We start from the raw sequence: 16,436 nt of genomic DNA, 5'->3' as shown, positions 1-16,436 counted from the left end.
GTAAGATAAAAGGGGGAGAGAGTATGCAAAAGAAAATGAGGAGAAATTGGTTCGCTTTTACAACATTTTTACTATTAATAAGTTTAATAGTAGGGTGTAATGGATCAAATGAAACAAACAGTCAGTCACAAAGTGAAACAGATGGTGATGAGCTAAAAGGTACGATTACCATGTGGGGATGGGATACAAACTACATTGAAGTTGTTAGTAAAGAATTTAACAAGGTTTATCCAGACATTAAGATTGAATTAACAAATGTTGCTGCTGAGGATTATCTTCAAAAAGTTCAAACAACCTTAGCATCAGGAGGGGAATTACCTGATATCTTATGGGGTGAACGAAACTATCGAGGGAAAATTTTCGAACTTGATATTTGGGAAAATCTTGAGGCAGAGCCTTACAAATTTGATAAATCACTAGTTTTCGATTATTTAGATGAATTAACAACAAGTCCAAAAGGTGAAGTGATAGCACTTGAACAATCTTTAACACCTGGTGGTTTAGCTTATAGAAGAGATTTAGCAAAAGAATATTTTGGTACAGATGATCCAAAAGAATTAGAAGCAATGTTTCAATCTATTGATGATTTTATAGAAAAAGGGAAAGAAGTACAAGTTAAAAGCGGTGGGGAAGTTTACATGTTTTCAAGTTTAGGAGAACTAAATGAAATTTTCACAGCTCAAAGTCAAAAACCACTTATGGATGGAGAAGTAGTTGATGTATCAGGAAAAATGCGAGAAGTAATAGATAATGTTGTAAAAGTAAGAGATGCTGGAATCGTTGACAAGTTAGAGTTGTGGTCACCTCAATGGAACGCTAGCTTTGCAGATGGAAAACATATCTTCTTCCCTGCAGCAAACTGGGCTCCACAATACGTTATTAAGCCTAATGATAAGGATGGAGAAGGAAGATGGGGGTTAATGAAACCTCCTGGAAATGCTTATTCTTGGGGAGGTACTGTATTTGGAATTTCAAAGGATAGTAAAGAAAAAGATCTCGCTTGGACATTTATGAATTGGTTGTTATTAACAAAAGAAGGTGCAGAAGCTAGTAAGCTAGTGAATTTTTATATCCCTCTGAAATCAGTGTATGATGATCCAGAATTCGTTTCATCAGAAGATCCGTTCTTCAACAATCAAGATGTTGGTAAGTTTTGGATGGAGGAAATTGTTCCTGAATTAGAAGTACCAAAAATATCTGCTAGTGATTCCGTTGTGAAGGACGCGACAAACTTAATTCTTAATCTCTTAAATTCGGATCCAGATGTTGGGACTGATGAAGCAATAAGTAAGTTAAAAGATGAAGTTGAAGCAAAACTTCCTGATAAGGAAATAAAGTAAAAATCATAAAGGATCTAGTTCAACCTTAACTAGGTCCTTTTCATTTTAGATAAGGAGGTCAATAAAGTGGAAAACAAACCAATTTTACAATCAAAAGAAACCATTTCTCCAAATGTTTCAAGAACGAGACGATTTACAATAAGTATCAAAGCATGGCCCTACTTGTTTTTAAGTCCGTTTCTACTTTTTTATTTAGCTTTTAATATCTTTCCGATTATTTATTCATTTTATATTAGCTTTACAAGTTGGGATGGTTTTAGTGAAAAAACGTTTGTTGGGTTTGATAATTATATACGTGTTTTTACACAAGACCCCTCATTTTGGAAATCTGTTTGGAATACATTATTAATCATGTTAATGTCAACTCCCTTTGTTATCATTTTTGGTTTATTGTTAGCCGTGTTTTTATTTAATATTACAAAGTGGAGGTCATTCTTTCAAACGATCAATTTCATTCCATATATTACAACACCCGTTGCTATCGGTTTGATATTTGCCTTTTTATTTGATTGGTCTTCAGGGACTGTTAATCATCTTTTGATGAGTACAGGCTTGATCAAAGAAGGGATAAACTGGTTAGGCGAACCGATGTATGCAAGAATTGTGGTGGCGCTTATGATTATATGGAAATATACAGGATATCATATGGCCATTTATTTAACAGGGTTAAGCACGATTCCTCAGGAACTTTATGAAGCAGCTAAGATGGACGGATCTTCCGCTGTAAATACTTTCTTTAAGATAACCATTCCACTGCTGGCTCCAATTACCATGTTTTTAGTGTTAACAGATATTATTGGTGGATTACAAATGTTTGATGAGCCTAAATTGCTTTTTACTGACACAGCGGTTGGTGGTCCTGAGCGCTCTGTGTTAACAGCAATCTGGCATTTTTATGATACCACCTTTGCTACATCTCGTTTTGGTTATGGTGCAGCAGTATCCTTCTCTTTATTTTTAATCATTATCATCTTTACATTAATAAGCTATAAATTTTTAAATAAGAAGGAGTCTTACAAATGAAAAAAGTTATAACAGCCTTTGGACTTGTTGTTGTTTCATTTATAAGTATTATGCCTTTTTATGTTCTCATTATGATGAGTACACAGGTGACAGAAGATATTTTTAAAGGCAAAATGTTTTTGCCAGGAAAATATGCCATTGAAAACTTAACAACAGTTTTAAATAGTAGCTTTTTCAAAAGTTTTCTAAATAGTATATTTGTCTCAGTAACTTCAACCATTCTATGTGTTCTGATATGTACGATGACAGGTTATTCACTAGCAAAATATAATTATAAATTTAAGAAACTATTTTATGCTTTTATTATTGGTACGATGATGGTTCCGACTCAAATTGGTTTAATTGGTTATATTATGGAAATGAGATTTTTCCAGCTAAATAACACGTTAATTCCATTAATCCTAATCTGGATCGCAAATCCCTTTGGTGTTTTTTGGATGGTACAATATATCAAATCTGCCGTTCCACAAGATATCATTGAAAGTGCCAGAATCGATGGTTGTAATGAATTACGGATATTTATCCAAATCATTTTACCAATTGTTAAACCGGCAATGGTCACATTATCTTTAGTCATTTTCTTATGGTCATGGAATAATTACCTCCTTCCTCTAGTCATGATTAACAAAGAGGAACTTTTTACAATACCTCTTAGTATTCAGTCATTAGGAAGCTATTATCGAACAGATTATGGAGCAAGAATGATGGGATTACTTATAGCGATTATTCCATTAATTATTTTGTTTATCTTTGGATCAAAAAACTTTATTCGAGGGTTAACTGCAGGAGCGGTAAAAGAATAGAAATCATGTTTAATAAAGGATGATTCTAGAGAGATATGGGTTTCGATTTGAGCCCCAAACAGTTGAAAAAGGAGTTCATTTTACTATTCTAAAAGGATGATTAATTACGAAAAGAATATCATAAGAAAACGCTGTTGGTTTTATATTAACGGGCTCTGTTTTCGAGTGAAAAATACGAAATAACATACCAAGTAACAGATCAAATCGCATAAGGTTTGGTCTGTTCTTATTCCTTGTCATATCAATGATTATCGTTTTTAACCACTTGATTGAATTTTCATACGAAATCGCAACACAAATAGCATAATGACAACTGCTATTTTCATTATGCTATTTTATATGTGAATTTGTTTGTTATTTGCGATGCTGATTTTTAAACCAAGAAAATTGTTATTTTATGTTAAAATAAATGTAGATATTTTGAAGAGATGTACTTAAATTAACGGGGCAGGATTGTTGAATAAGTTTTATATAAAAAAATGAACACTAAATGTGCAAAAGTAAAACAATATCATTAAAATGAGATGAAAATAAATAATGGTTATCGGAGGTAAATCATGAAAAATGAAAAATGCGACTTGATAAACGCGAACGGTGTCAAGGAAAAGAAACTTGAAGTGATTGATGGATACACGATAAAGTACCATGCAAACGGAAAAACTATATGGTCAAAGGGGAAAATAATTGAAGATAAGCCAGAGGGCTATTGGGAATGGTATCGTTCCGATGGCACAATAAAACGTTCAGGATATTTTGAAATGGGTGAGCCTGTTGGTGAATGGGTGACCTATGATAGTAAAGGTAAAAAATACAAAACCACCAATCGTAACAAATAATAAATAATAGGTTATCTATTGTGGAAATAGTATCTTAATAATTTTTACCTTATTACAGAGAAATGCATTGCAACAAAATATGTAATTTGATGGACACTAATTTTTCAATGAATGCATTGCCTAGAGAAGAATAATGCTTTCTTCAAATAACTGATGCCTGTGTAAATAATCAAATTTCTGTATTTTGAGTGATGAAATAATGTTACAAAGAATAATTTGTTTTATAATAATAGTACAACAATATTGATAAGGAGGTGTGTTTACATGAGCACAAAAGAAGAAGTAATAAAGTTAATAAAGGGTTTACCGGAGAATGCAACCCTTGAAGATATTATGAGGGAACTATATGTAAGATCAAAAATTGATAAAGGAATTAAAGAATTAAACACGGGTAAAGTTGTTTCTCATGATGAAGTTAAGGAGAAATTAGGGAAATGGCTGAATTAAGATGGGCTGAATCTGCTGTTAAAGATTTAGATATCATTTGTAATTATATAGCTGAAGACTCGGAAGATTATGCAAGAATGTTCGCAAGAAGTATAATTGATTCTGTTGAAACGGCTGCTGTCTTCCCATACTCTGGTCGAGTAGTTCCTGAGATGAATAATGAAATGCTTAGAGAGAAAGTTTTAACAAATTATAGAATAATTTATCGTATTAACAATGACTCAATAGAAGTGGTTCGAATCATTCACAATGCTAGGAATTTTAGAGATATAAACCAATAAACATCATGGCTTCGGATAGATAAAGGCTGTGATGTTATTTTTTATGTAATTCAAGAGTATATGTGAAGGAATTCAATTAAGCTAACGGGTACGAGCTTAACGAGGAAGTCACTTCTTTATTCATAAAGATTTAGTAATTAAACGATGTAAGAAGGAGATATTATAAAAAAGAGAAAGCATTTTATTATTATTTTAATAGCATTTTTATTAACTTTTATAGGGTTTGTATCTGATAGGATTTATGTTGAGACACACGAGGAAAGAGTAATGTTGTGGGTAAAACAAGTGAATTGAATAGATTTAGGCTTCCCTTTTGATTTTGATATTCAAAGCTATTTTAATCTTTACCCACCTTTGCCACATTAATTCAGATTTTATTTTAATAATATTTGAGATATATTATCTGGTAACTTTATTCTTAACTTCATGCTAAAAAACATAATGCGATTTACTCTTTTCTACCCGGAGATGGAATCTGTTTTTTAGATAGTTTATTTCTCTTTTATAATTGGCTTGGAAACTAAAGAAGTTATTGAAAAAGTAAAAAAGCAAAAGAGACAACGAGTTCTCTTTTGCTTATTTTTATTATCACCATGTAGCTTGAAGCTTGAATAATCCAAGACATTCTCCAACTGTAAGATGTGATGAAGGTGTGAATTTATCACTCATCAGATAATAGATGTTGTGATGTAACAATGATTCAACTTCTGGACGCTTTAAGTTTTGTAAAATATTAAAGCTGGTCACAAACAAACTTCCTTCACCAATTTTCGCTTCAAAGCAGTAGCTTAGATGTTTTCCACGATTATGGTTATCAATTACTTCAACAATAGGTTTTATTTGGGGAATGGTTTCTAAATTTATTGCCGTTGCTCCATCAACCAGATGATACCAGTTCCAATTAGATGTACCATCATGTGGATAACCCTCGAGTGAAGGGTGGTCATGAATGATCATTCCCATCGTTGTTCCAACTTGTGAAGGAAACCAAATGTAATTCCAGAAGATCGGTAAAAAGCGTGTTTTTACTTCATCATATTGATTTCCTTCTTCAGCCATTAACCAAGCTTTTCCACCATCTAGTATAAATTGAAGTAATTCAGTTGACAGATGATCTGAAATGGCTAACTCTATACCTTTTGCTTCTTTATAGCTAAAATCCTGAAATCCAATTTTACCGTTATGCTTCATTCCATAAATAGAAGATTTTAATGCAGAAACATCTGACCATATTTGGTTTGAGTTACTATGGAGAGTAGGTCTTGCATATGTCCAGAATTCCCATTCATTTTTAATGATGTTGTCTGAAGTTTCAATCTGTACACATAACAGTAACTCTTGACTTATATTAGGCTGAGTAGTTGCTTCAATCACACCAATTGTTGTTACTTCTCCATGGGGAGCACTAGAAATAGGGATCGTACCTGTTTGTTGAATATCACCATGACGATCTTTTAACTCCCATATTAATTGACTATCTTCAAAGAAATACTTACTGAAATTAGATAGATCAATCACGATATTCATTTTCTCTCCTGCAACATGTGTACGAGACTTGCATCTCATTAATAAAACACATTCATCATTAAATGTACGGAATTGCTCTGGAGTAATTGTGCCTTTATTGTCCCAAAAGACGTCCAGTACGCCGGTGGTTGCATGACCTTGTCCTGGAAAGTCTCTAATATCTAACAATTGGATCCCAGAAAGGCCGGAAGTTCTTCTTGCTCTTTCAATGCTTTCTTTATAGGCTCTTGCTTGAAGTACACCTGATGCTTGTATAAATTCATCAACACGACCTAGAAGACGCTTCTTTTCTAATGTTTCCATTGTTGTTTTTAACCAGTGTGGCTGTAAAATTCCTTGATATTTCTCTTTCTCTTGAGGTCGTACATACATTGTAAATTGTCCATGTTCATGTGCCAGCATTGGCTTTGATTCTAATTGTGTGACCATACTGTAATCTTCAAAGGTGTTAGGTGTTCCTGCATAATGATTCGTAACAGGGGGATGAGCGTTCAAAGTTGGGATATAAAAGTCACCTTCACGGTCATGTGCTGGAAGATGGCCAAATCCAGTATTATCTGTATAAAGTCGAGTAGAATCTAAAGAACGGCATTTATTTACCATCTCATTTAAAGCTTCATGGCCCTCAGCGCTAATTAATTCATTGCCTAATGACAGTAAAACGAATGATGGGTGTTCATTTAATGAAGATATCACTCTTTCAATCTCTTGAGATAAAAATTTATGAACTTCTTTATTAGGTGATGTATCTCTTTTTGTATATAAATTTGACCAGTGAGGCAATTCTGTTTGAACAAAGATACCAGCTTCATCTGCAGCTTCCCAAAATGGCTTTGGTGGTGTCCAACCATGAAGTCTTACATGATTAAATCCATACTCCTTAACCGTTTTAAATTGTTTGAGATAATGGTTTTTATCCCAAGAAGGGTAACCTGTTTGAGGAAAAATACAACAATCTACATAGCCTCTTAAAAATCTGGGTGTTTGATTAACAACAATATTCTTATCCATTGTTTTTATAGACCTTAAACCTAAGGACTGCACTTTATGGTCAATAATCGTTTCTTGATGGATAATAGAAGCAGAGATTTGATATAAGTATGGATGATCTTCATCCCACAGGATTGCCTCATCCCACAGATCCAATGTGACAAGTACTTTATGGGAGTTTGATAGTAGAGATTTTTTAGTATGTGTTACCCTGTTCCCATTCTTTTTGTAAACAGCAATAGATAAATAGTCATCCGGTTTTAATAGAGTAGTATTTGTTAACTCTACATGAACATCAATCTTATTTTTATCAAGATCAGGATAATAGGAAAGTGTTTGAATACTTACCGGAGGTGTTGCTTCTATATGTATTCCACCAGTGATACCACCCCAGTTTGTCGCTGTATGGTAGGAATGAATATGACTGTCATGAAGAGGGAGGATCATGGTGTTGTTTACATAAATCGTAATTCTGTTCGAACGACCAACATTTATGTAGTCAGTCACATTATAAACATGAGTGCTTACAAGACTATTACATTCATCAATACAATGGTTATTGATATAAACTTTGGTTTTCCAGCGTACTCCTGAAATGACCAAGTTCAAAGATTTGTTCTTCATATCATCTGAAATAAAAATATCTTTAAAATACCATGCAGTTCCTTCATATTCTCTTAATTTTTTCCATGTACCAATAGGTTGATGCTTTGAAGGCTGTCCAAAACCTTGTTCCTCCCACGATCCAGGAACAGTAATCTTGTCACTCAATTTTTCTGGATCAAGGGTAGTCGGTACATATTTTTCCTCTGGATCTAATAAAAAAGACCATTCACCATTTAACAATAGCTTTTTTCTATCATTCATTTTTAGAGAATCTAACAAAGACAATTCCTCCTGACATGATTATTTTCCTTATAACATAGACGAATAACGAAAGAAAAAGATAAAATAGAATTACTTTTATAATAAAATTTTTCACTTTAGAAGGGAATGTAGGATTTGGCTATTAATCTGAACAATTATGTCATAAATACTCCTTCACCACCTCCTGGAATTCTTGTTTCTGATACCTACAAAAATGATGACAAGTACCATACTTATCGCTCAAAAGGGACGAAAGATTGGTTAATGATTTATACAACTTCAGGTGAAGGTGCCGTTAGAGTAGGGGGGAAACAGTTCTTTCATAAAGCTGGAACACTTACAATTCTACCGCCTGGAGTAACTCATGATTATTACACAATTGAAGGTCATATTTGGGAAATGCAATGGTGTCATTTTATTCCTAGACCAACATGGATTGAATGGCTACCGAAAATATCTAAGAATACAATGATTTTTCATACAGAAATAAAGGTAAAAAGTGAAAGGACAGCCATTTATGAATCATTTCGAAAAGTAATTCAATATAATTTGCATTCAGAAAATCTTTTTCATTATGAATTGGCTGTAAATGCATTGGAAGAAACGATATTACTTCTAGCCAATTATCTGCACCAGCAAAACAGCTCAACGTTATTATTAGATTCACGAATAAAAGAAGCAGTTGATTATGTAACAGTAAACTACAATCAGCCAATTCAAGTGAAAGAGCTAGCCAAACATGTTTCCCTTTCTCCATCAAGACTTTCACATTTATATAAAGAACAGGTAGGGGAATCAATTATTGAAACGGTTAAGAAAATAAGATTAAAGCAAGCTGAACGCTTATTACTACATACAACAAGAACAATTAATGAAATATCACATGAAGTTGGGTATCAGACCCCAGATTATTTTACGAGAATATTTACCGACTACTTTGGAGAAAGTCCTTCAGCTTATCGGAAGAAAGGGCGGGTGGGTTAAGCAAGTCTAAAAAAGACCACTATAAAAAAATCTATAAGAGGTTTTGTTTGGTGCAGGGGTGGAACGGATATGGTAGAAGCAATTATAGAACACAAACAAAACTACGAAGTCACATCATAGCAATAAAAGTAAAAAAACCTCCAATGTATATGGAAACTCAATGCTATTTTTACTACTTAATGAAAGAGAAACAATATAAAATTTATTGAATAAAAGAGTATTTTCTTTTAAAAAATTCATCTTAAGCTAGTTAATATGTTAATTGTTTCTTATTCACATAATAAGAACATACATTCTATTCTTGTGCTATAATAGTGTTGCAATAGTTAGGAAACTCAAGGGTGGTCAGTGTTACCCCGTTAGAAAGGGGGTGATGCTTATGATGACAGTATTTCAAACGTTAATGCTTATGATAGCATTTGCAAGTTTGGTGTTGTCAATCTTATCTTTTAGAGACAAAAAATAACCCACCCTTGAGCCCAGCAGCGAAATAGGGTGAGTTATATACCATGACGCTGATCCCCTTAGAGGGAACCTAGCTATTGTGTGACTGTTTGGTGTTCAAGCACCGAACAGTCTTTTTTAGTGTATGCATTTTCTATTTTAATTATAACCCAAGATGCAAGGCTTGAAAAGCGATGAAAAGCAACGTAAATAAAGATGCTTTTATTCTTCAGTTTCATATCGACAAAAGAGAAAGGAGATTAGAGTTTATTTTAAGAGATGCAAAAACCCTAGTTAATCATAAGCACCTTTATTTACTTTAGTTACTAGGGTTATTTACTACAATTTAAGCTTGATTCTTTTTTAATGTCTCTGCAATATCTTCTAAAAACTTCATTTGCAACTGATAGTGATCTAACATATTATCAAAGGTTAATTGAGTTAACTCATCAATTTCTACATACATTGCTTTTTGCTCTCTTCCAGCTTTAACGGTAACGATTTGTTTCTCAATCAAGTTCTTTTGTTCTTCTAACTTTTGAGTGATTTTGTCAACATCAATAAGATCTTTGTGCATCGTTAACAGTGACATGCCTGTATAAAGCATAGAAGGGAGATGAACAGATTGTGCTGAAAAAGCATCCAGCAAAAGCATTTGACATTCTTCTTCACCTTTACTTGTAATTGCATAAATCGCTTTAGAGCGGTTTCCGGTTTGTTCTAGCGTTTCTACTTTAACTAAACCTTCTTTATCCATTTTCTTTAATGCATGGTAGATCGAGCCGGGAAGGATACCTGCCCATGTATCAGTTTTGCTTTGCTGCAGAAGCTGCTGTATTTCATAGCCTGACATATTTTTCACTCGTAAAAGTCCTAGTACCATTAAACGTGTCATATCAAAACCTCAACTTTAACTATTCAACGTTGAATATTAGTACAAAAAATATATCATGCGATCATTATTTTGTAAAGTTAGTTAGCTAGTGAGTTGTTGTTTCTTTTTACCTCTATAAAAAGAGCTTTGCTTTAACCCATTGTCAATCGAAAATGTAAAGATAGCTAGTAGTAAGAACCCGAACATAAATGAAATGATCACAACAAGATTTAGGAACATACCAGCATCTGAAATATCAAGGCTACAACGCAACATGTTAATCGTATGATGGAATGGCAAGATTTTTCCGATAAAAGATAACCAGCTTGGGGCATTTTCTAGTGAATAAAAAGCCTCACTTCCAAAAATCATCGGTAAGTAAATGAGATTCGAGTACATATTGATTTGACCTTCATTTTTTGCAAAATTAGCAATGAAAAATCCAAGAAAAGTAAAACAAAATGTTGAAAGAGTAATCGTTAAAATGGATAGTAATACCCCTAGCAATGAAGCATCAATATCGTACATTACGATTCCTAAAAGCAAAATGAAACTATTAATAATCACGCCTATCAGTGTTCTTGCCACAACCATGATTAGAACAAATTTTCCAGTTTGATAGGGAGTGATTTTCAACTGTTTATATAATCCCTTGTTTCTTTGAGAGAACACTTGAAAAGCAATCCCCTGAACACTCCAAAATACTACACTTAATGTAATAACACCTGTAAGGAGCAATGGCTCATAATCAGGTTTACTAATAAATGCATCTATACCAAATAATAAAAGAAGGGGAAATACTGTTGCGTAACATAAAGAAATTTTATCTTTTAAAGATGTAATGATCATCGAACGAAATAACATATTACACACACTCCTTAGTAAGATCTAAATACAAATCTTCTAAATTGTTTACGTAATTAGTTCTACATAATTCATCTGGCTTCCCCTCTAAAACAACTTTTCCATCGTCAATCATAATTAATCGATCGGCAATCTTCTCCACTTCACTCATATCATGGGAGGTGAAAAGAATTGTGGTACCGTTTTGTTTTAAGCTATGCATCACATCATGAATTTCTCTTCTCGAGCGGGGATCTAAAGCAGCTGTTGGTTCGTCTAAAATGAGAAAGCTTGGATTATGAACAATGGCAATCGCAATCGCTAGCTTCTTTTGTTGACCACCAGATAACATCGTTGCTTGAGTTGCACCAACCTCAGCTAAGCCACAAATATGAAGTAGCTTCTTTGAATGTTCTTTTTTTAGCTTTTTCTTATAAAACGATGCAAATAAACGCAGATTATCCTCCGTTGTTAGTCCTTCGAAAAACGGTGTGGTTTGAAATTGAACACCAATATGCTCCTGAATGTTGCTCCTCCAGAAGGTAACTTCACCTTTATCTTGTTTCTTAAGTCCAAGTAAAATATCGATTGTTGTTGATTTTCCAGCTCCATTAGGTCCAATGACAGCAAATATTTCTCCTTCATTAATTTCTAATGATAGATCTTTTACAACGATCCGTTGACCAAATGACTTATGAAGATTAATCGCCTTGACAATTGTTTTTCTCATTATGTTTCACTCCTTAGTTAATGTTATATACTCAATGTTGAGTATAAGGTTAATTATAAACTCAACGCTATTTAATCAACGTTGAGTATTTATGTATTTAATATAATCTGGAAATTAATTATTGTAAAGGGGAATTTCAAAGATTTGATATGAATAGAAGAATTTATATATTAAAAAATGCTAAAAACCATATTTAGACAATTGGTTTCTAGCATTTTTGACGTTGGTGAATTTAAAGTAGAACCAGTTGGTGTGTTGTCTCTCTTTTTTCGAATAGGTAGTTCATGTTAGCAGAACTCCATTCTGCGATTGGCATAATCATTACACGGGCTAATTCTACTGGAACTGCATTTCCGATTTGTTTATATACTTTATCGATTTGACTATTTTTACTTCCTGATGTTTCTGAACCTTTTGAAAACACAAACCAATCAGGAAAAGTCTGGATTCTGGCAATTTCTTTAGATGATAAGCGTCTATTTTTTTCAGGACCACCAGGTAATTCCCATAAATCTTTATCGAGCTTTTTCATTGATTCACCAGAGGGATGGAGTGGTGCTTGTCTTCCAGAAGCTTGTATAGTAAAACTTGGGTCTTCCCATGTCTTTTTTCTATTTCTAGATAGGTACATAGAGGAAAAACCACCTTCATACCATTCTCCTGGATCATCAATTAAATCATATATAGAGTCTTTTAATGTTTTATATGGTAGTAGGTCGTTTTTAACACCATGTGTTGGATGTGGAAACTCATATTTGTATTTTATATCGTTTCTTACGCCTACTATAAAAACACGTTCACGGTTTTGTGGTGCACCATAATCGACTGCATTAACTAGTTGAAACTTTACTTTGTAACCTGCAGATTCAAAGTCTTGTATGATTTGTTTTGCTACTTCTCCTTTTCCAAGCGTTAATAGTCCTTTGACGTTTTCTGCTACAAAAAAGAAAGGTTTAGTTTGAAGTAAGCATCTTATAAAATGAATATATAAAAAATTCCTTTCATCATCAATTAATCTAGGTCCAGCCTCACTAAACCCAGGACAAGGAAATCCGCCTATTACCATATCACTCATTGGAAAGTTCTTAATTTTACGGATATCTTTTTCAATTTGACATACTGATGAAGGGAAGTTTTTCTTGTAGGTTTGATTTGCTTCTTTAAACATATCAATAGTACAAATTGTATGAAAAATACTATCATTGCGAATTTTATCGTAAGATTCTTTATTTGAATAATGGAAATCTACTTTTTCTTTTCCAAACATCGCATCAAGTCCGGCTAACTCAGTACCTAGATCAAGACCACCGCATCCTGAGAATAAACTTACAACATTTAATTTATCTGAATTGAATTCAATAGATGAGAAATCTTCCGCATCATTTACCGATTGTAAACGTAATTGCTCCTCAGTAATTTTTTCTAGTAGAAGATTTTGTACATCTTTAATATCATAATCCTTTGCGGGTTTGTATTTAGCTCGCCCACGTTCTTCAATTTTCAAGAATATCACCTCTAATAGTTATATATTTTATCATTAAACGACAAAAAAGGCCATGTTAATCTTCCTTGTTTATTATTTCCAATCGTTGAGTTAAAATATTTAAAAGGATTGGAGGAGTTACCTACATGAGTCGCTCTAAGAAAATCGGGGATGGACATGTCTTAGATGTAGTAAAGAATATAAAGCGGGTAATTGAAGGTGAAACTTTATATTCCAAAGAAGAAACTACGTTAAACACGGTAAATTATATATTAGGAGAATATCCTAATATAATAGATATAGAGTCCAAATTTGAAAAAAGCACACCAGATAAACATGCTGATATTACAATAACGCTAGATAGTAGTTCAAAGGTTGACATTAATCTTTTCTTAATCAAAGGAAAAGGGAAAATCCAACCCAAAAATCTAGGTGCTCTAAGTTTTTTGAAAAAGTACTTTCATGCTGATGATATACAACTAAAATTCAACCAATTATTTGAGATTGAATATCTAAGTTATCTAAGGGAAATTGATTCTAAAAATGAAAATGAAGTTCTATACAAAAATAAAACTGAACTTAAGAAATCAATTGAACGATCCTATAGTCATTTTTCAGAAGAAATTGAACCAATTCGTCAAGGATTTTTATTTAAAATACGAGAACACTGTTTTACACTTTTGCGAGAACAGTATAATGAACGGCTAGACGATTTGAATAAAGCATTTAAAGATTTATTGCTACTAGATTCAACTAATATTATAACACGATACAATAATAAGAACGAGTGTTTGTGTGTTGAAACGTTGAACTTTCAATATGATAATAGTTCAACTATCAATATTTATAAAAAAGGTAGAAACTCAATTGGTTTAAGTAAAGGAAATACCTCATTATTGATTCGTTTTAAATTTGAAAGTGGACCAACTTCCTCTATCAAGCTTGCAACTAGTTATGAGGAAATTTTTAATGAAGATAAGCAAATTGAAGATAGAAATAAAAAGGATCTTTATGAATTTGAAAAACTTATAAAAATTCATAAGCAAACTAAAGATGGAAATATTAGCAATGCAATCGGAAAGTGTAACGAGGCTCTAGTTTATTATGAAATAATAAACTCCAATTTATCTGTAAAGCAGGTAGATAATGAAGAATATAAGACTATTTTTAATAAATATTCTGATTTAATTCCTTTTTCTACGATTAAAGATATGATGAATACAAATCAAAATACTATTATGAAATTGAATTCCTATCTAACAGATAAATATAAGTCATACACCATTGATAGTATACAACTTGTTCCAGATAGTTATATGACAAATCGCCTTGATACTAGTGATTTAAAACTAGTGTTATTGGTACATGGAAAAATGTATGAAGAGAAGTTTTCTTTAAAGGCATACTCTAAAAAGGTAAAGAAATTAACAACTAAAAATCCAGGGGTAGGAACTATTCTAAGTGATCAGTACTTTGGGATAGGATCTATGGAAAATACAATAGCGGAAACAAAGGAGCTATTTTCTAATAATACATTGGATCATCAACAATGTTTAATTAAAGTAACAGAAGAAATAGGTAAGAAGTTAAAGTCAGCACAGCAACATGAATTAAAACAAGGCATTAGAAATTTATTAGGTGAGTCGGCTCTAATTATTTCATTTTATAGCCAAAACGAAAGTGTGATTTTGGAGCATGGAAATGTAAATACAAAAGTTAATGTATTAGAGAAATTTCCATCTCTTATACAAACTACACTTACATGGAATGAAAATAATGAGGAATTATCGCTCAGGGTTAAATTTAGTTCTGGTCATGATAAAGGGTGGTCTTCTCTAAAATTATCTTGCGAAGTAAAGTTAAATATATGATACAAGGGATCAAAATTACGTTTTTCTAAATGATTAGTGAATTTCGATAGATTGTAAACCTGGACCGATTCCTATTCTTTAAAATAATCGGATAAAAGTACAAATAAGTAACTAAAAATAATTATGATACATAAAAAGGTGCGAAAACATGGAGTTTTGTACCTTTTTTTACTCGAAATGAAGTATTAAGGTGAAATTACGAACTTCCTTAATACTCACCAATAAGCTGCTCAACAGCTGGAATGTCAGCTGGAGCCCATTTAAGTGAATCAAGATTTTCTCTTTTCAACCAAATTAATGTGGAATGCTCACTAGGAGTAGGATTGCCCTGGGCAACTTTACACTTGATCGCGATTAAATTAATGATAAAAGAATCGTACTCATGTGTATGATCATTAAATAAATCAATAGTTTCAATTGTACAATCTAGTTCTTCTTTGATCTCTCTAACCAACGCAGAATAAATATCTTCATTCTTCTCTACTTTACCACCAGGAAATTCCCACATATTAGGGATAGCCATTTCCGGTGATCGTAAAGCACAAAGAATCTCATTTTGTTCATTTTCAATAATAGCTGCAACGACTTTTACTGTTTTTTTCATAATATCCCCCGAAATAAAATTGATCTTAAATTATCATATCATTTTTTATTTTTATTAAAAAGGAAATATAGTAGTTATTATAAGTAAATGGAGGAAAGTAACAGTTATTGTCGAATGGATTATATATAGTGAAAATTAGATATATAGGAAGTGTCAATTATGCCTACTTATAATAAACTTGTACGAGACAAAATCCCAGCAATTATTGATCAGACAGGTAAAAAGTATGAAGTAAGAAAACTAAATAATGAAGAATACATAGAAGAACTAAAGAAGAAAGCATATGAAGAATTAAATGAATTTGTGGAAGCAAAGGATAGAGAAAGCTCTCTTGAAGAACTAGGGGATTTACTAGAAGTGATTAATGCAGTAGCTGTTTATCATGGTTCAACTTTAGAAGAAATCAATTCAATTAGACAACAGAAAGAAGAAAAACGAGGTAGCTTTGGTGAGAAAATTTTCTTAATTGAAGTGGAAGACTAACTATAT

General features: G+C 32.6%; 16 protein-coding genes. 10 read left to right on the top strand and 6 right to left on the bottom strand.

What is annotated here, in order from left to right:
- Nucleotides 1-23 precede the first annotated feature (23 nt).
- The 6 genes from FS935_RS00140 to FS935_RS00115 all read left to right on the top strand — a co-directional run bounded on the left by FS935_RS00140 (nt 24) and on the right by FS935_RS00115 (nt 4,730).
- On the top strand, nt 24-1,340 hold the full coding sequence (locus tag FS935_RS00140; RefSeq protein ID WP_146945519.1) for an ABC transporter substrate-binding protein: 1,317 nt from the start codon (nt 24-26) through the stop codon (nt 1,338-1,340).
- Between the two features lie 66 nt (nt 1,341-1,406).
- Entirely contained in the window at nt 1,407-2,363 is a 957-nt protein-coding gene (locus tag FS935_RS00135; RefSeq protein ID WP_240050763.1) for a carbohydrate ABC transporter permease, read from the top strand.
- Complete coding sequence (locus tag FS935_RS00130) at nt 2,360-3,166, top strand: carbohydrate ABC transporter permease (protein WP_146945518.1); 807 nt, start codon at nt 2,360-2,362, stop codon at nt 3,164-3,166. Before FS935_RS00135 ends, FS935_RS00130 begins: the two co-directional genes overlap by 4 nt.
- A gap of 557 nt (nt 3,167-3,723) precedes the next feature.
- Nucleotides 3,724-4,002 carry a toxin-antitoxin system YwqK family antitoxin gene (locus FS935_RS00125; RefSeq protein WP_146945517.1) on the top strand — a complete coding sequence of 93 codons (279 nt, stop codon included), beginning with the start codon at nt 3,724-3,726 and terminating at the stop codon, nt 4,000-4,002.
- 264 nt (nt 4,003-4,266) lie between these two features.
- A complete protein-coding gene (locus FS935_RS00120; RefSeq protein WP_146945516.1) occupies nt 4,267-4,449 on the top strand; it encodes a hypothetical protein in 183 nt (60 codons plus the stop codon).
- On the top strand, nt 4,437-4,730 hold the full coding sequence (locus FS935_RS00115) for a type II toxin-antitoxin system RelE/ParE family toxin (protein ID WP_146945515.1): 294 nt from the start codon (nt 4,437-4,439) through the stop codon (nt 4,728-4,730). Before FS935_RS00120 ends, FS935_RS00115 begins: the two co-directional genes overlap by 13 nt.
- A 588-nt stretch (nt 4,731-5,318) precedes the next feature.
- Here the strand turns inward: FS935_RS00115 and FS935_RS00110 are convergent.
- Nucleotides 5,319-8,132 carry a glycoside hydrolase family 2 protein gene (locus FS935_RS00110; RefSeq protein ID WP_146945514.1) on the bottom strand — a complete coding sequence of 938 codons (2,814 nt, stop codon included), beginning with the start codon at nt 8,130-8,132 and terminating at the stop codon, nt 5,319-5,321.
- Between the two features lie 117 nt (nt 8,133-8,249).
- Here FS935_RS00110 and FS935_RS00105 point away from each other — a divergent pair, with 117 nt between their 5' ends.
- Together FS935_RS00105 and FS935_RS24420 are read left to right on the top strand one after the other, a co-directional pair.
- Nucleotides 8,250-9,098, top strand: a complete 849-nt coding sequence (locus FS935_RS00105; protein ID WP_146945513.1) for a helix-turn-helix domain-containing protein — start codon at nt 8,250-8,252, stop codon at nt 9,096-9,098.
- A 373-nt stretch (nt 9,099-9,471) separates the two neighbouring features.
- On the top strand, nt 9,472-9,564 hold the full coding sequence (locus FS935_RS24420; RefSeq protein WP_369127090.1) for a putative holin-like toxin: 93 nt from the start codon (nt 9,472-9,474) through the stop codon (nt 9,562-9,564).
- 324 nt (nt 9,565-9,888) lie between these two features.
- Here the strand turns inward: FS935_RS24420 and FS935_RS00100 are convergent, their stop codons facing one another.
- From FS935_RS00100 to FS935_RS00085, 4 genes are all read right to left on the bottom strand, one after another.
- Nucleotides 9,889-10,437, bottom strand: a complete 549-nt coding sequence (locus FS935_RS00100; RefSeq protein ID WP_146945512.1) for a PadR family transcriptional regulator — start codon at nt 10,435-10,437, stop codon at nt 9,889-9,891.
- An 81-nt stretch (nt 10,438-10,518) separates the two neighbouring features.
- A complete protein-coding gene (locus FS935_RS00095; RefSeq protein ID WP_146945511.1) occupies nt 10,519-11,280 on the bottom strand; it encodes an ABC transporter permease in 762 nt (253 codons plus the stop codon).
- Nucleotide 11,281: 1 nt separating this feature from the next.
- A complete protein-coding gene (locus FS935_RS00090; protein WP_146945510.1) occupies nt 11,282-11,989 on the bottom strand; it encodes an ABC transporter ATP-binding protein in 708 nt (235 codons plus the stop codon).
- Nucleotides 11,990-12,221: 232 nt separating this feature from the next.
- Complete coding sequence (locus FS935_RS00085) at nt 12,222-13,502, bottom strand: DNA cytosine methyltransferase (RefSeq protein ID WP_338036886.1); 1,281 nt, start codon at nt 13,500-13,502, stop codon at nt 12,222-12,224.
- A 116-nt stretch (nt 13,503-13,618) separates the two neighbouring features.
- Here FS935_RS00085 and FS935_RS00080 point away from each other — a divergent pair, with 116 nt between their 5' ends.
- The gene (locus FS935_RS00080) at nt 13,619-15,343 is read left to right on the top strand and encodes a hypothetical protein (protein WP_146945509.1); all 1,725 of its coding nucleotides are present in this window, start codon (nt 13,619-13,621) and stop codon (nt 15,341-15,343) included.
- Nucleotides 15,344-15,551: 208 nt separating this feature from the next.
- On the opposite strand, the gene FS935_RS00075 is transcribed toward FS935_RS00080, so the two are convergent.
- Nucleotides 15,552-15,947, bottom strand: coding sequence for a (deoxy)nucleoside triphosphate pyrophosphohydrolase (locus FS935_RS00075; RefSeq protein WP_146945508.1), 396 nt, complete (start codon nt 15,945-15,947; stop codon nt 15,552-15,554).
- Between the two features lie 159 nt (nt 15,948-16,106).
- On the opposite strand from FS935_RS00075, the gene FS935_RS00070 reads away from it, so the two are divergent.
- Nucleotides 16,107-16,430 (top strand): nucleoside triphosphate pyrophosphohydrolase, encoded by a 324-nt coding sequence (locus tag FS935_RS00070; RefSeq protein ID WP_146945507.1) that lies wholly within the window; start codon nt 16,107-16,109, stop codon nt 16,428-16,430.
- Nucleotides 16,431-16,436 lie beyond the last annotated feature (6 nt).

It is taken from the genome of Metabacillus litoralis, from assembly GCF_007994985.1.
In the GTDB taxonomy this organism is placed as follows: domain Bacteria; phylum Bacillota; class Bacilli; order Bacillales; family Bacillaceae; genus Metabacillus; species Metabacillus litoralis.
Note: the sequence above shows the minus strand (reverse complement) of the source record. Positions and strands in the feature narration are given on the sequence as shown.

Excerpts from the sequence above, each read along its gene's own strand:
- FS935_RS24420 (WP_369127090.1), top strand. The coding sequence starts at position 9,472 with ATGCTTATGATGACAGTATTTCAAACGTTAATGCTTATGATAGCATTT.
- FS935_RS00115 (WP_146945515.1), top strand. The coding sequence starts at position 4,437 with ATGGCTGAATTAAGATGGGCTGAATCTGCTGTTAAAGATTTAGATATC.
- FS935_RS00070 (WP_146945507.1), top strand. The coding sequence starts at position 16,107 with ATGCCTACTTATAATAAACTTGTACGAGACAAAATCCCAGCAATTATT.
- FS935_RS00090 (WP_146945510.1), bottom strand. The coding sequence starts at position 11,989 with ATGAGAAAAACAATTGTCAAGGCGATTAATCTTCATAAGTCATTTGGT.
- FS935_RS00140 (WP_146945519.1), top strand. The coding sequence starts at position 24 with ATGCAAAAGAAAATGAGGAGAAATTGGTTCGCTTTTACAACATTTTTA.
- FS935_RS00100 (WP_146945512.1), bottom strand. The coding sequence starts at position 10,437 with ATGACACGTTTAATGGTACTAGGACTTTTACGAGTGAAAAATATGTCA.
- FS935_RS00095 (WP_146945511.1), bottom strand. The coding sequence starts at position 11,280 with ATGTTATTTCGTTCGATGATCATTACATCTTTAAAAGATAAAATTTCT.
- FS935_RS00120 (WP_146945516.1), top strand. The coding sequence starts at position 4,267 with ATGAGCACAAAAGAAGAAGTAATAAAGTTAATAAAGGGTTTACCGGAG.
- FS935_RS00130 (WP_146945518.1), top strand. The coding sequence starts at position 2,360 with ATGAAAAAAGTTATAACAGCCTTTGGACTTGTTGTTGTTTCATTTATA.
- FS935_RS00080 (WP_146945509.1), top strand. The coding sequence starts at position 13,619 with ATGAGTCGCTCTAAGAAAATCGGGGATGGACATGTCTTAGATGTAGTA.
- FS935_RS00125 (WP_146945517.1), top strand. The coding sequence starts at position 3,724 with ATGAAAAATGAAAAATGCGACTTGATAAACGCGAACGGTGTCAAGGAA.
- FS935_RS00075 (WP_146945508.1), bottom strand. The coding sequence starts at position 15,947 with ATGAAAAAAACAGTAAAAGTCGTTGCAGCTATTATTGAAAATGAACAA.